The following is a 12828-nucleotide window of genomic DNA, read 5'->3' as shown; positions in this document are numbered from 1 at the left end:
GGTAGCGTATGCAAGGTGGCCGGGAAACGGAAGCTCGCCCGTGAAGATTGGGCCGACGCGGCGCTCGAAGCGCTGTGCGAAGGCGGGGTCGCCGCGATCGCCGTCGAGCCCATCGCCGCGAAGCTCGGGACGACGAAAGGCAGTTTCTACTGGCATTTCGCGAACCGGGACGCCTTGGTCGAAGCCGCCGTGCGCCGCTGGGTCGAGCAGGACACCGAGGCGCTGATCACCCTCCTGGACGGGATCTCGGATCCGGTGCGACGGCTGCGCGAACTCTTCGAGCTCGTCTTCGGGGCGAGGGACGAAGAACGGGCCGAGCTGGCTCTGCTCGCTCACGCCGGTGACCCGGTGATCGGCCCGCTGCTCGCCGAGGTCACCGCGCGGCGCGTCGAGTTCATCGTCCGGTGCTTCCGGGAGATGGACTGCCCCGAAGCCGAGGCACGGCATCGCGGCCTGCTGGCCTACACGGCCTTCATCGGGTTGATCCAGGCGCAGCGGGCGAGCGGCGGGACGCTGCTGTCCTCGGTCGAGCGGCCGGATTACCTGGAGTTCCTGCGCGGGATTATCACGCGGTGAGAAGGATCTTCGGCTCTTCGGGCGGGTGATCGGCCGGAGTCTTCCGGCGGTGCTCCCCGCCACTCATCATCGGCCCATGACAGCCACGTATCCCGCGGCCAAGAACCACGCCGCGACCCCGATGGGGGAGATTTACGCGGAGTATCCGCCGATGTCCCGGGTCGTCTTCCCCAGTGGTTGCGAAGGCTGGCTGGTGACTCGGTACGAAGACGTCCGCCTGATCTTCTCGGACACCCGGTTCTCCCGGAATCTGCTCGCGCCCGGCGCGCCGTGTCTCATCGAGCCGGGTGATTTCTCCACCGGTGACCACAGCATCCTGAACATGGACCCGCCGGATCACACGCGGCTGCGGAAGCTGTCGGCACCGGCCTTCACCGTCCGCCGGATCGCCGGGCTGCGGCCACGGATCCAGGAGATCGCCGACGGCCTCCTGCGCGCGATGCGCCGGCACGGTCCTCCGGTGGATCTCGTGGAGATGTTCGCCTTCCCCCTGCCCACCGCGGTCATGTGCGAGATCCTCGGCGTCCCGTTCGAAGGCAAGGAACGGTTCCGCCAGTGGTCGCGGGTGATCGTCACGCCGATGGCGTACACGCCGGCGGAAGTGGCGCAGGCGCGGCGTGACGGTGCGGACGACATGACGGCACTCGTCGCCGTCAAGCGGGCGAATCCGGGCGAGGACCTGCTGAGCGTCCTCGTGCACACCCGCGACGAGGACGGTGACCGGTTCACCGAGGCCGAGTTGATCGACCTGGCCACCCAGCTCCTGCTGGCCGGGCACGAGACCACGGTCAGTCTGATCGCGACCGGGATCGTGCTGCTGTCGGGGAATCCGGAGCAGCTCGCCGCGCTGCGCTCGGATCCCGGCCTGACGGCGGGGGCCATCGAGGAGATCATGCGGTTCGACGGACCGGCCGACGCGTCGCTGCTCCGGGTCGCGCTGGAGGACGTCGAACTGAGTGGCGGCCTGGTCCGGCGCGGTGAGGCCGTGCTGGCGCACACCGGCGCGGCGAACCGTGACGAGTCCGCCTTTCCCGGCGCTTCGCGGTTCGACATCCGGCGCCGGAACGCACCGCAACTCGGCTTCGGGCACGGACTTCACTTCTGCCTCGGCGCGGCACTCGCCCGGCTCGAAGGGGAGATCGCGTTCCGGACACTGCTCGACGGCCTCCCCGGACTGGATCTCGCCGTGCCGCTCGCGGAAATCGCGTGGCGGCCGCCGCTTTCGCTCCGCGGCCCGGAGGCCGTGCCGGTGACCTGGGCTACCACCAAGCGCGGCTGAGGCTCTCCAGCGTCGGTTCTTCCGGGGCCGGGAGAACCTTGAGGTACCACGTGAAATTGCTGTAGACGTGCAAAAGCGCGTACGCGAGGCAGCGGCGCGAGAACTCCTCGTCGGGTTCCGCGCCGTACCCGGCGAGCAAACGCCGCAGGAAGTCCTTGTCACCGCCGGAAACGAACAGGCCGACGGCGACGAAGTCGTACTCGGCCGCGCCGCGCATCGCCGGTTCGAAATCGAAGAGCCCGGTCAGTCGCGGGCGTTCGCCGTCGTGGGCGACCATGACGTGGTCGCGCATGAACTCGGTGTGCAGCGGGACGACAGGAGGCGAGCCAAGGTCTACGGAATCGAGGAACGCCGGGATCTGCGCGATCCAGGCCTCGTCGAGGCCGGTCCGGCGGTGATGCTCGACGGCGTTCGCGCGCTGCTCGGCCACGAACGCGGCCCAGTCCGGCGGATCGAGGACGTCCAGCCGCGGGTCGCGCAGGGAATGCAGCGTGGACAGGGCCTCGCCGAGTTCGGGGGCGAGCCGGTGTTTGTCCTCTGTGGACAGTTTCGGCCAGGCGTCCTTGAGCGTTTCGCCGCGCAGGCGGTCCATGAGCACGTAACCCCAGCCGTCCCGCTCGCCGACGTCGTGCACGGCGGGCGTCGGGATCGGCAGCTTCCCGTGCAGGACTTCGAGCATCGTCCGCTCGGTGGGGAGTTCGTCGAGGTGTACCGGCGGGAACAGTTTGAGGACCAGGTCCTCGCCGACGGCGTAGACCGGCAGCGATCCCTCGGTGAAGGGGACGGCTTCGCCCAGGCCGAGCGATCCGGTCAGTGACGTCACGGCCGGAAGAAGGTCCTGCCTGGTCAAGCAGTCGAACTCGGCTTCGGTGCCGGCGGGCGGGAACGGGATCACGCGACCGACCGTAGAACAGCGGACCGCGGATGGCGACGTGATTACCCGCTGCGCTCCAGCAGCGTCCGGGCCGCGCCGAGGACGAGGCGGCAGACGTCGTCGGGATTCGCGCTGGCCAGGGGCTCCTTGCCGGTGATCTCGCGGACCAGGCCGATCCCGAGCAGCCAGGCCAGGATGAGGTCGGCCCGCAGATCCGCGTCGTCGGCGTCGGTCAGCGTGGCGAGCACCTTCGCGTACTCCTCGCCGAGCTGCCGCCGGACGGCGCCCGCCGCGCTGTCGTGCCCCGTCGAGCGCAGGTAGGCGTCGAGAGTGCGGTCGCGGCCGGTGTCGGACTCCAGCATGCTGCGCAACGCCGTCCCGAGCAGTTCGTCCGGCGGCGTGGTGGCGATCTGCTCGCGTCCGCCGCGTGCCAGGACCTCTTCGAAGAGCGCGTCCTTCGACCCGAAGTAGCGGAACAGCAGCGCTTGATTGGCTCCGGCGAGCTTCGCGATGTCGCGCACGGTCGTCCGGTCGAAACCGCGCTCGGCGAACAGCGCCGCCGCCGCGTCGAGCAGGGCCGCCTTCGTCGCGGCCGCGTCGCGCTTGCGGACCTGCGGTTCTTCCGTCATCGGGCACAGGCTAGCCGGACGTCGCACGGTAGGCGCATTGACGCTCACCGTGATCGTGGTTAGCGTTGTAAGCAGTTGCTTACAAACCGCCGAGCCGGGGGGTTTCCGGACAAATGACCACCACAGACGCCGAATTCATCGCCTACCCGTTCAACCAGGACACAGGACTCGAACTCGACGAGGCCTACGCCACCGCCCGCGACACCAAGGGCATGCTCCGCGTCCGCCTCCCGCACGGCGAGCCGACGTGGCTCGCCACCCGGTACGCGGACGCGCGGTTCGTCCTGGGCGATCGGCGGTTCTCCCGCGCGATGGCCACGGACAAGGACGAGCCGCGGATGGCGCCGGGCAGGCGGCCCGGCGGCATCCTGGCCATGGACCCGCCCGACCACACCCGGCTGCGCACGCTGGTCGCGAAGGCGTTCACCATGCGCCGCGTCGAACTGCTGCGGCCGCGCGTCGCGGACCTCGCGGCGGGCCTGATCGAGGACATGAAGGCCAAGGGACAGCCCGCTGACCTGGTCGAGGACTACGCGCTGCCGATCCCGGTCGCGGTGATCTGCGAACTGCTCGGCGTCCCCGTCGAGGACCGGCCGAAGTTCCGCGTGTGGAGCGACGCCGCGCTGTCGACCAGCCCGTTGACCACCGAAGAGATGATGGCCAACCAGGAAGAACTGCGGGCGTACATGCACGTGCTCGTCGAAGAGCACCGCGCCCGGCCCCAGGACGACCTGATGACCGCGCTGATCGAAGCGCGCGACGTCCGCGACAGGCTGAGCGAACTGGAACTGGTCGACATGTGCATCGGCATCCTGATCGCCGGGCACGAGACCACCGCCAGCCAGATCCCCAACTTCGTCTACGCGCTGCTCGAGCAGCCGGAGCAGCTCGCCCGGCTGCGCGCGGACCTGGACCTGATCCCGGCCGCGGTCGAGGAACTGCTGCGGTTCGTCCCCCTGGGTGCCGGAGCCGGGTTCGCCCGCTACGCCACCGAAGACGTCCAAGTGGGTGACGTGCTGGTGAAGGAAGGCGAGCCGGTGATGGTCGCGATCGGTGCCGCCAACCGGGACGCGCTCCAGTTCAGCTCGGCGGAAACCCTCGAATTCGGCAGGGAAGCCAATCCTCACCTCGGTTTCGGGCACGGCGTGCACCACTGTCTCGGTGCTCCGCTGGCCAGGCTGGAACTGCAGGAGGCGTTGAAGGCATTACTGCGAGATTTCCCCGGACTGCGCCTCGACGGCGATATCGTGTGGAAGACGCAGATGCTGGTGCGGGGGCCCCGCTCCATGCCGATCGGATGGTGAGCATGAGCTGGAAAGTCGAGGTCGATGGCGGTACGTGCATCGGCTCGGGGATGTGCGCCGCCTTGGTGCCGGAGGTCTTCGAACTCGAAGGCGCCACGGCGAAGGCGGTCGCGGGAGAGGTGAACCCGGACGAGATGGTGCTGGACGCGGCGGACTCCTGCCCCGCGATGGCCATCGAAGTGCTGGAAAAAGGCGAGGTGATCGGGCCGCGGCCCTGATGTTCGCTCGTTAATGCGTGGCGGTCGTCGGTGAACAGGCGTAGGACGACTGGGTGAGTGATGACGATTTGACCATCCGAACCCTGACCACCGACGATCTGCCCGCGTTCTCGGAACTGCTCGCGGGCGCTTTTCTCACCGATCTCACTGAAGGATTGAAACACCGCGAAGAGCTGGTGTTCGAGCCGGAGCGTACGCACGGTGTGTTCGACGGTGACGACATCATCGGAGCGGGTGAACTGCTCACTCGCAAGATCACCGTTCCCGGTGCCCGCCAGACGCCGCTGGCCGCGGTGACGTCGGTCGGTGTCGCCCCGGGGCACCGCAGGCGGGGCGTGCTCACCCGGATCATGCGAGCGCAGTTGCACGGTCTGCACGAGGACGGCGCCGAACCGATCGCCGCACTGTGGGCGTCCGAGGCGGTCATCTACTCACGGTTCGGTTACGGCCTCGCGGCGCAGTTCTACCGCGCGAAGGTACGCGCGAAGTCCGTGTTCCGGCCCGGCGTCGGACTCGAAGCCGAGCGGGTGCGCGAAGTCGGGCGCGAGCAAGCGATCCCGCTGATCAGGGCGATCTACGAAAAGGAAGCGCCGCAGCGGGTCGGCGCGCTCGACAGGCCCGATTCGACCTGGGAATTCCTTCTCGACGACCCCGAGTACCGGCGCCACGGCGCGACCGCGCAGAAGTTCGCCGTCCTGCCGGACGGCTACGTGATCTACCGGGTGAAGAACGACTGGAACGAAGAAGGCCCGCAAGGCACGTTGACCGTGCAGGAACTGGTCGCGACCACGCCGGAGGCTTACGCGACGCTGTACCGCTTCCTGCTCGACTACGACCTGGTCGTCACGGTGGAGGCCTTCGCCGCCCTCGACGAACCGCTCATCCACCTGCTCGCCGACCCCCGCAAAATGACCAGATCCGCCGGTGACTCGCTGTGGTTCCGGCTCGTCGACGTCGACCGCGCCCTGGTCACCCGCCGCTACGGCGCTCCGGTGGACCTGGTGTTCGGTGTGCACGACGCGTTCTGCCCGTGGAACACCGGGAACTGGCGGCTCACCGCCGACGCCGAGGGGAACGCCGAAGTCACCCGAGTGGCGGACTCGCCGGATCTCGAACTGGACGTGATCGACCTCGGCGCGATCTTCCTCGGCGGGACGCGGCCGAGCACGCTGGCCGCGGCCGGGCGGATCAAGGAGCGGACCGCCGGGGCGGTTTCGCGGGCCACGGCGGCGTTCGCCACCGACCGCGAGCCGTCCTGTGTCGAATCCTTCTAGCGCGGTATTACCTGGCGGGTAATCGACCCGGTACGGCTTCGCTTGCCAGAGTGACCGAGTGCGAAAAATGAAGAGATTCCTTGGTGCGGCGGCCCTTGTGCTCGGTGCGACGCTGGCGGAAAGCGGGACGGCGATGGCGGGGACGAGCGCGGGCTGTGGCGTCCTGGACCAGCTGGGAGACAGGCTCGAAGGCGCGGTTTCGCCAGGTGCCTGCGCCTTCATCACCCGGCAGACCGAATTCGGGGCGATGCGGTCGGACACGCCGGAAGAGCGGGAAGCCCGCGTCCGGTCGTACGGCCGCATCTTCGCCGCCGACGGCACCTTGGCGGAATCGGGAAGTGCCCCGCCGGTACGCGGCAGGACGAACATCGAGGGCAACCTGCGGACCCTGCTGGGCGCCTTCCCGACCTTCCGGTTCACGCCGGTGAAGATCGTGGTCAGCGGCGAGACCGTGTTCTACGAAGCGGCCAACGAAGCGGTGATCCGCGGCGAGTTGGTGCGCTACCCGGCCGTGTACCGCGTGGTGCTCAAGGACGGCGAAGTCACCCAGGGGCGCCGCTACCACGATCGGACGGAATGGTTCCGCCCCATCGAAAAAGACGCCCTGCGCGAACTGTTCGCCGGTGTCGCCGACGACTGTCCTCGGAAAGGACCGGCCTTCACCGGACCGGGGCTGACGGCGCCGGTGACGGACCCGGCCTGCCACGCCGCCTACCTCGGCAGGCTGGCGGGAGCGATGACCGACGTCCGCCTGAAGCCCGATCAGGCGGCGGCCGGTCCGCGTACGAGATTCCAGGAGTACCGCGGAACCGTGCGGGCGAAGGGACGGACGATCGACTTCGGGATGATCGTGGGCACCGGACCCGGCCTGATCCGCTACTACTTCGACACGCTGCCGCTGAATTACGACGACGCGGAGACGGCGGCCTTGTTCACCGAGCTGCTCACGGGCGCAGCACGCCCTGCTCGGTGACCACCGCGGTGACCAGCTCGAACGGCGTCACGTCGAAGGCCGGGTTGAACACCTCCGCGCCTTCGGGGGCGACCTTCGTGCCGCCGAAGCTCAGGACCTCGCCGGGATCGCGTTCCTCGATCACGATCCCGGCGCCGTCCGGCATCGCGGTGTCCACAGTGGACGAAGGGGCGACGACCACGAACGGGATCCCGTGGTGTTTCGCCGCGATCGCCAGCCCGTAGGTGCCGATCTTGTTGGCGACGTCGCCGTTGGCGGCGATCCGGTCGGCGCCGACGAGGACGCAGTCGACCAGGCCGCGGCTCATCGCGGCGGCGGCCGCGCCGTCGGGCTGGATCCGGTACGGGACACCGGCTTCGGCCAGTTCCCAGGCGGTCAGGCGGGCACCCTGCAACAGCGGCCGGGTCTCGTCGACCAGCACGGAATCGACCAGGCCGCGAGCGTGCAGGTGCCAGACGACGCCGAGCGCGCTGCCCCAGGCGACCGTCGCGAGGTGGCCGGCGTTGCAGTGGCTGAGCAGCCGCAACGGCCGTCGCCCGCAGTGTTCGAGCACCACCGCGGCCGCCAGCCGGGAAGCCTCGTGATTGATCCGCTCGTCCTCGTCGAGGATCGCCAGCGCTTCGGTGAGGACGGCTTCCGCCCCTTCCGGGAGCTTCGCGAGCGCGCGGGAGACGCCCCAGCTCAGATTGACCGCGGTCGGGCGAGCCTGGGCGACGCGCTCCGCCGCTGCTTCGACGTCACCGCCCGCGCGGGTCGCGAGCACCACGCCGAGTGCCCCCGCCGCGCCGAGCGCCGGTGCCCCGCGGACCGCGAGCCGCTGGACGGCGTCGACGAGTTCGCCGACCGTGCGCAGTTCGAGCACGCGGTACTCGCCGGGAAGCGCGGTCTGATCGATGATGGTGACCGCGTCGCCGGTCCAGTCGATCGTCCTGCGCATGGCTCCCCCGTGAAATCCGGTTGTCCGGCCGCGGCCGTCTCGGTGAGGATGCGGCCCGTGACCATTCAACGCCACCATCCGCCCGGCCTGCATCCCACGCCCACCTACCACCACGTGACCATCGTCGAAGGCCGCCGGGACGTCCACCTCGCCGGCCAGTGCCCGCTCGCCGAAGACGGCAAGGTCGTCGAGGGTGACGTGCTCGCGCAGGTCGACCAGGTGGTCGCCAACACCGCCGCCGCGCTCGCCTTCGCCAAGGCGACCCCGGCCGACGTCGTGCGCACGGTGATCTACGTGGTGACGCCGGACGCCGACGTGCTTTCGGCCGTGTGGGACCGGTTCGTCGAGTCGGAGATCGGGGAGGCCTTCACGACCGCGAGCACCCTGCTCGGCGTCGCGCAGCTCGGGTACCCCGGCCAGCTCGTCGAACTCGATGTCACCGCCGCCACGGCCTGAGCGTCTCCTCAAGTGGGTCGTGAGTGGCGCTTCGGGTTCTAGCCAAGGGTGCCGTAGGTGCCTGCTGGATTCTGCGTGCGAGTGTTCGCGAGTTCGTGCTGCCCAGGGGTCGTGTCGCGAAAGCCACTGGCGCGGCCCTCGCAACGACTCGACCCACCACGCCACTGTCGCCCAGGCTCTCCTCTGCGGTACATGAAGGCCCCCTTCCTTGCGCCTAGGTACAGGAAGGGGGCCTTCATGTACTGCCGAGGGAAGTGGCCCTTCACGCGCCGCCGCCCGTGACTGCTGGGCTGGCGCCGCCGCCCGAGGCTGCGGAGGCGATCACGTAGTCCGTGAAGGCCTCCTTCACTACCTTCAGGGTAGGCAAGGAGGCCTTCACGGACCTGCGACCAACTCCTGCCACAAGCAGCAGGTCTTCGGCTCTAACCCGAATCGCCACTCACGACCCCTGCTCACCGGGGCCTGGGAAGCGGCGTCGTCAGGTGACGATCGTGACGACCGGATCCCCGGCCTTCGCGGCTCCGGCGAAGAAGGTCACGAGCTCGTCGTAGTAACCCCGCACGTAGTCCAGCGCGTCGGGCTCGTCCCAGATCGACGGGTAGATGCCGTTGGCCTCGAGAGCCGAGAGCTCGACACCCCGCGAAAGCTGCTCGAACCCGGTCCGCGACAGCTCCGCGCCGACCTTCCCCACCTCTTCGGCCGTGAAGTACCGCGCCGGTCCGTCGCCGCCCTCTTCCCCCAGCAGCGTTCCTCCCAGTACGAAGTCGACCTCGATCCCGGCTCGCTCGGCCAGGAACCACAACGCGTGCCACGCCTTGTCGATGTCCACGGCCCGCTCGGTGTCCCTGGTCTTCTCCGCGTAGTCCCAGTACCGATCGGGCTCCTCGATCAGCTCACGCAGTTCATCGGACGTGACGCGAAAGTACGCACCGCACATGCCCATCGGTCAGAGACCCGCCATCAGATCGGTCTCGGTGATACCCGGTCCCTGGCCCGCGCGGATGAACCACTCGATGCCGAACGCCTGCGCGAAACCCTCGTCGGGCATCGCGAGGAAGAACGAGTCCTCGCTGATCTGACTGGCGTGCGCGCGCATCGCGGCCCGCTTCTGGGGCAGATACTCGTGGACATCGACCCTCGCGGTCAGCACCGCTTCCGGCTTGCCGAACTCCGCACCGTCGTCGAAATCGGGAAGATCTTCGGCCTTCAACTGCCCGGTCCGCACCGCCTCCTCCATCCCGCGGCGCATCTCGTCACTGTTGCTCGTCGCCTCGTAGACCCGCGGCGTGCCCGCCAGCTCGGCCGCGCGCATGCCGACGCGGTGCACCTGGATGTGGTCCGGATGCCCGTAGCCGCCGTTGTCGTCGTACACGGTCAGGACGTCGGCCTGCTCCTCGCGCAGGATCTCGGCCAGCCGTTGCGCGGCCTCCTCGACGTCGGCCTGCCAGAACGTGCCGGGCACGTCGTTACGCGGCTCGCCCATCATGCCGGAGTCGGTGTACCCCAGGAACTCCACGCGCTTGGCCCCCAGCACCTCGGCCGAAGCGTGCGTCTCCTGCACGCGGCGCTGCCACAGCTCCTCTCCGTCGTCGAGGAACCCGTCCGGCACCTCGCCGACCTCCCCCCTGGTCGCGACGACGAGCACGACACGGTGGCCTTCCTCGAAGGCCTTGCGCATGACGCCGCCCGCGACGATGCACTCGTCGTCGGGGTGGGCGTGAAAACTCACCAATGTGGCCATGGTGGGGAAACTACCCGGGGGCACCGACATATTCCGGTGTGCGCCCGTCCGAGTAACAGTTGACTATCCGCTTGTTGCGGATCCGGCCGTTCACACGACTCAAGCAACACGGACAACGGGGGTGGAAAGGGTGGCCGGCTTTGGTGGGGATCGACGATTGGTACCTGGACCGTGCGCATCGGTGCGAGGTGAGGTCGGAATACAGCCCTGACGACGACATCCCGGATCCGGATGTTTTCGGAGAGTCACCGGCTCAGGGGTGGATCGTCGTGAGAAGTGGGCGACAGCCACGGCACAAGAAGCCGGTCCCGGCGCCCGAAGCTCCGCGCAAACTGCCACGTGCCGTCTCCGGAGGTAAATGGCAGTCAGCCGCCAGGAAGTGGCTGACTGACTTTCCACAGGGAACCAACCGTGAGTGTTTGCGCGCCTTGCGACTGGCAGGCCACAAGAACGCGACGACTCAGCTGATCGCACGCTTGCGGGTCAAGTCGGCTGCGGCCGTCCAGCCTCCGGCCGTCAAGGTGACAGCCGGTGGCGGCCAACCGGCGCGAGCCAAGGAACACACCCGACGGAGCACTTCGGGAAACAAGCGGCGCCGGGCCAACGGCGCCGTACCGTGGCACAACTTCGCCGTTCAATGGCTGAGAGCTCATCCGGGCGCGAATGACCGTAAGTGGAGGGAAGCGGTTGCAGAGGCAGGGTTCGCCGGTGTCACCGCCCCGGCGATTGCAGCGCTCCGTCGTGAGGTCCGACCCAGCAGGGCGAAGCCGCTTCATCGACCGGTTGCCCGTTCGACGCCGGCGCTCGTCAAGGTCGACTACTGCGCCGGCTGCGGTATCGCGGTCCGCGACGATGGTCTTTGCCGCTGCTAACCGCGATAGGTCCGTGAAGGCCTCCTTCCCTACTCTGAGGGTAGGGAAGGAGGCCTTCACGGACCGGCCAGCTAAGCCTGGGCAGGGAACACCCGCCCCAAGAATTCCAGCGTCAGTGCCCAGGCCGCCGCGGCCGGCTCCGGCTGGTGGAACATCGGCGCGACATGGTTGTGGAACGCGTGCCCCGCGCCCTCGTGGACGTGGATCTCCGCGCCGTCGTGAGAAGCGACCGCGTCGGCCAGGCGACGCACCCCTTCGACGGGGATGTACGGATCCGCCCCGCCGAACTGGAACTGAACGGGGCAACTGATCTTGTCCAGCAAGGGAAGCTGGTCCGGCACCCGCGATCCGTAGTACGACACGGCGACGTCCGGGTCGCCCTCGGCGGCGGCCGCGTAGGCCATCGAGCCGCCGAGGCAGAAGCCGAAGACGCCCGCGCGGCCGTCGGTTTCGGGCAGGGAGCGCAGCGTCGCGAGGGTCGCGAGGACGTCGGTGACCGCGCGTGCCGGGTCGAGTTTGCCGGCGACCTCCATCGACGCCGAGACGCCGGCTTCGTCGTGGGTGGCCGACCAGCCGGGGGCGATCCGCCAGAACAGTTCGGGTACGGCGACGACGTAGCCGAGCGCGGCCAGGTCGGCGGCGACCGACTTGAGATAGTCGTCGAGACCGAAGATCTCCTGGATCAGCACCAGGCCCGGGCCGGAGCCGGATTCGGGCAGCCAGAGCGGGGCGTCGAACGAGCCGTCGGCGACGGTCACCTCGGTCATCGGGTTCCTTCCAGTGCGCGCACGAGACAGTCCGCCACCAGGGCGGCCTGTGTGCCGTCGGGGTCGAGGTCGGGATCGAAGATGGTCAGCTCCAGCCCGGCGGCGCCGGGGATCGCGAGCAGACCGCGAAGAAGTTCGACGAGCCTGTCCGGGCTGAGCCCGCCGGGATCGGGACTGTCCACTGCGGACACGAACTCCGGGTCGAGGGCGTCGATGTCGATGTGGATCCAGAAACCGTCCAAGGGCGCGAAAATCTCGCGCGCGGCGGTCAGCGCGCCGTCGGTGCCGGACGCCATGATCTCTTGGCTGGTCACGATGCGAAGCCCGGCTTCCCGCGCCTCGGCGGACTCTTCCGCGCGAACGCCGAGCACGAGGACGTCCTCGTCGCGGACGTAGGGCGAAAGGCCGTCCACATCGGCCAGTTCCGGAGCGCCGCGGCCGGTCACGACGGCGAGCGCCTCGCCGCCGACGTTGGCGACGAAATCGGAGTTGCCCAGGTGTCGGAAGTCGTCGTGACCGTCGAAGTAGACGATCCCGAAGCGTCCTTCGCGACGCAGGGTCAGCATCGCGGCGAGCGCGATGGAACAGTCGCCGCCGAGGACGACCGGAAATCCGCCGTCCGCGCGGATCTTCGCGAGACGACCGGCGAGGGCCGCCGTGTAGTCCGCGATACCGGCCGCGTTCCGGACGCCGCCGTCCGGCGACCAGCCGGGCAGATACCGCGGCGGAGTGACGACGCCGCCGTCGGTCGCGCCCAATCGAGCGAGCAGGCCGTGATCACGCAGCGCGCCCGGCGCCTTGTAACAGCCCGGGACCACTCCTTCGGCGGGCGGACGCAGTCCGAGATTCGACGGCGCGTCGAGCAGTACGAAATTCCCCATGCCCACACCGTAGTAGCGATCCCTGGTGCCGCGCCGTCCGTCCCTTT

General features: G+C 68.9%; 14 protein-coding genes. 7 read left to right on the top strand and 7 right to left on the bottom strand.

Going from position 1 to position 12828, the window contains the following annotated elements:
* Positions 1-15 precede the first annotated feature (15 nt).
* Both ACLJRM_RS28225 and ACLJRM_RS28220 read left to right on the top strand, forming a co-directional pair.
* On the top strand, positions 16-576 hold the full coding sequence (locus ACLJRM_RS28225) for a TetR/AcrR family transcriptional regulator (protein ID WP_410664762.1): 561 nt from the start codon (positions 16-18) through the stop codon (positions 574-576).
* Between the two features lie 76 nt (positions 577-652).
* Positions 653-1855 (top strand): cytochrome P450, encoded by a 1203-nt coding sequence (locus ACLJRM_RS28220; protein WP_410664761.1) that lies wholly within the window; start codon positions 653-655, stop codon positions 1853-1855.
* On the opposite strand, the gene ACLJRM_RS28215 is transcribed toward ACLJRM_RS28220, so the two are convergent.
* Entirely contained in the window at positions 1836-2750 is a 915-nt protein-coding gene (locus tag ACLJRM_RS28215; protein WP_410664760.1) for a phosphotransferase family protein, read from the bottom strand. The two genes, ACLJRM_RS28220 and ACLJRM_RS28215, sit on opposite strands and share 20 nt — an antisense overlap.
* 41 nt (positions 2751-2791) lie before the next feature.
* Positions 2792-3358: a TetR family transcriptional regulator gene (locus ACLJRM_RS28210; protein WP_410664759.1), complete on the bottom strand. Its 567-nt coding sequence runs from the start codon at positions 3356-3358 to the stop codon at positions 2792-2794.
* Between the two features lie 113 nt (positions 3359-3471).
* On the opposite strand from ACLJRM_RS28210, the gene ACLJRM_RS28205 reads away from it, so the two are divergent.
* From ACLJRM_RS28205 to ACLJRM_RS28190, 4 genes are all read left to right on the top strand, one after another.
* Positions 3472-4662 carry a cytochrome P450 gene (locus ACLJRM_RS28205; protein WP_410664758.1) on the top strand — a complete coding sequence of 397 codons (1191 nt, stop codon included), beginning with the start codon at positions 3472-3474 and terminating at the stop codon, positions 4660-4662.
* 2 nt (positions 4663-4664) lie between these two features.
* Complete coding sequence (locus ACLJRM_RS28200; RefSeq protein ID WP_101605774.1) at positions 4665-4880, top strand: ferredoxin; 216 nt, start codon at positions 4665-4667, stop codon at positions 4878-4880.
* 53 nt (positions 4881-4933) lie between these two features.
* The gene (locus tag ACLJRM_RS28195) at positions 4934-6154 is read left to right on the top strand and encodes a GNAT family N-acetyltransferase (protein WP_410664757.1); all 1221 of its coding nucleotides are present in this window, start codon (positions 4934-4936) and stop codon (positions 6152-6154) included.
* Positions 6155-6221: 67 nt separating this feature from the next.
* A complete protein-coding gene (locus tag ACLJRM_RS28190; RefSeq protein WP_410664756.1) occupies positions 6222-7127 on the top strand; it encodes a nuclear transport factor 2 family protein in 906 nt (301 codons plus the stop codon).
* Here ACLJRM_RS28190 and mtnA read toward each other — a convergent pair.
* Entirely contained in the window at positions 7099-8064 is a 966-nt protein-coding gene (gene mtnA, locus ACLJRM_RS28185; protein WP_410664755.1) for an S-methyl-5-thioribose-1-phosphate isomerase, read from the bottom strand. The genes ACLJRM_RS28190 and mtnA overlap by 29 nt on opposite strands.
* Before the next feature lie 57 nt (positions 8065-8121).
* Between mtnA and ACLJRM_RS28180 the strand changes: the two genes are divergently transcribed.
* Positions 8122-8520 (top strand): RidA family protein, encoded by a 399-nt coding sequence (locus tag ACLJRM_RS28180; protein ID WP_410664754.1) that lies wholly within the window; start codon positions 8122-8124, stop codon positions 8518-8520.
* A gap of 478 nt (positions 8521-8998) precedes the next feature.
* Here the strand turns inward: ACLJRM_RS28180 and ACLJRM_RS28175 are convergent, their stop codons facing one another.
* The 4 genes from ACLJRM_RS28175 to ACLJRM_RS28160 all read right to left on the bottom strand — a co-directional run bounded on the left by ACLJRM_RS28175 (position 8999) and on the right by ACLJRM_RS28160 (position 12781).
* On the bottom strand, positions 8999-9463 hold the full coding sequence (locus ACLJRM_RS28175; protein ID WP_410664753.1) for a YfbM family protein: 465 nt from the start codon (positions 9461-9463) through the stop codon (positions 8999-9001).
* A 3-nt stretch (positions 9464-9466) separates the two neighbouring features.
* Positions 9467-10261 carry a PIG-L family deacetylase gene (locus tag ACLJRM_RS28170; RefSeq protein WP_101605779.1) on the bottom strand — a complete coding sequence of 265 codons (795 nt, stop codon included), beginning with the start codon at positions 10259-10261 and terminating at the stop codon, positions 9467-9469.
* Between the two features lie 943 nt (positions 10262-11204).
* On the bottom strand, positions 11205-11900 hold the full coding sequence (locus tag ACLJRM_RS28165; protein WP_410664752.1) for a dienelactone hydrolase family protein: 696 nt from the start codon (positions 11898-11900) through the stop codon (positions 11205-11207).
* Positions 11897-12781, bottom strand: coding sequence for an arginase family protein (locus tag ACLJRM_RS28160; RefSeq protein ID WP_410664751.1), 885 nt, complete (start codon positions 12779-12781; stop codon positions 11897-11899). The genes ACLJRM_RS28165 and ACLJRM_RS28160 overlap by 4 nt, the downstream gene beginning before the upstream one ends.
* Between the last annotated feature and the right edge of the window lie 47 nt (positions 12782-12828).

This window comes from Amycolatopsis sp. lyj-84, from assembly GCF_046549075.1.
Taxonomy (GTDB): Bacteria; Actinomycetota; Actinomycetes; order Mycobacteriales; family Pseudonocardiaceae; genus Amycolatopsis.
The sequence above is the reverse complement of the archived record's forward strand: the minus strand, read 5'-3'. Positions and strand labels throughout refer to the sequence as shown.

What these genes read in the sequence shown, in the direction of transcription:
- mtnA (WP_410664755.1), bottom strand. Translation starts at nt 8,064, where the DNA reads ATGCGCAGGACGATCGACTGGACCGGCGACGCGGTCACCATCATCGAT.
- ACLJRM_RS28205 (WP_410664758.1), top strand. Translation starts at nt 3,472, where the DNA reads ATGACCACCACAGACGCCGAATTCATCGCCTACCCGTTCAACCAGGAC.
- ACLJRM_RS28165 (WP_410664752.1), bottom strand. Translation starts at nt 11,900, where the DNA reads ATGACCGAGGTGACCGTCGCCGACGGCTCGTTCGACGCCCCGCTCTGG.
- ACLJRM_RS28190 (WP_410664756.1), top strand. Translation starts at nt 6,222, where the DNA reads ATGAAGAGATTCCTTGGTGCGGCGGCCCTTGTGCTCGGTGCGACGCTG.
- ACLJRM_RS28160 (WP_410664751.1), bottom strand. Translation starts at nt 12,781, where the DNA reads ATGGGGAATTTCGTACTGCTCGACGCGCCGTCGAATCTCGGACTGCGT.
- ACLJRM_RS28200 (WP_101605774.1), top strand. Translation starts at nt 4,665, where the DNA reads ATGAGCTGGAAAGTCGAGGTCGATGGCGGTACGTGCATCGGCTCGGGG.
- ACLJRM_RS28210 (WP_410664759.1), bottom strand. Translation starts at nt 3,358, where the DNA reads ATGACGGAAGAACCGCAGGTCCGCAAGCGCGACGCGGCCGCGACGAAG.
- ACLJRM_RS28220 (WP_410664761.1), top strand. Translation starts at nt 653, where the DNA reads ATGACAGCCACGTATCCCGCGGCCAAGAACCACGCCGCGACCCCGATG.
- ACLJRM_RS28170 (WP_101605779.1), bottom strand. Translation starts at nt 10,261, where the DNA reads ATGGCCACATTGGTGAGTTTTCACGCCCACCCCGACGACGAGTGCATC.
- ACLJRM_RS28175 (WP_410664753.1), bottom strand. Translation starts at nt 9,463, where the DNA reads ATGGGCATGTGCGGTGCGTACTTTCGCGTCACGTCCGATGAACTGCGT.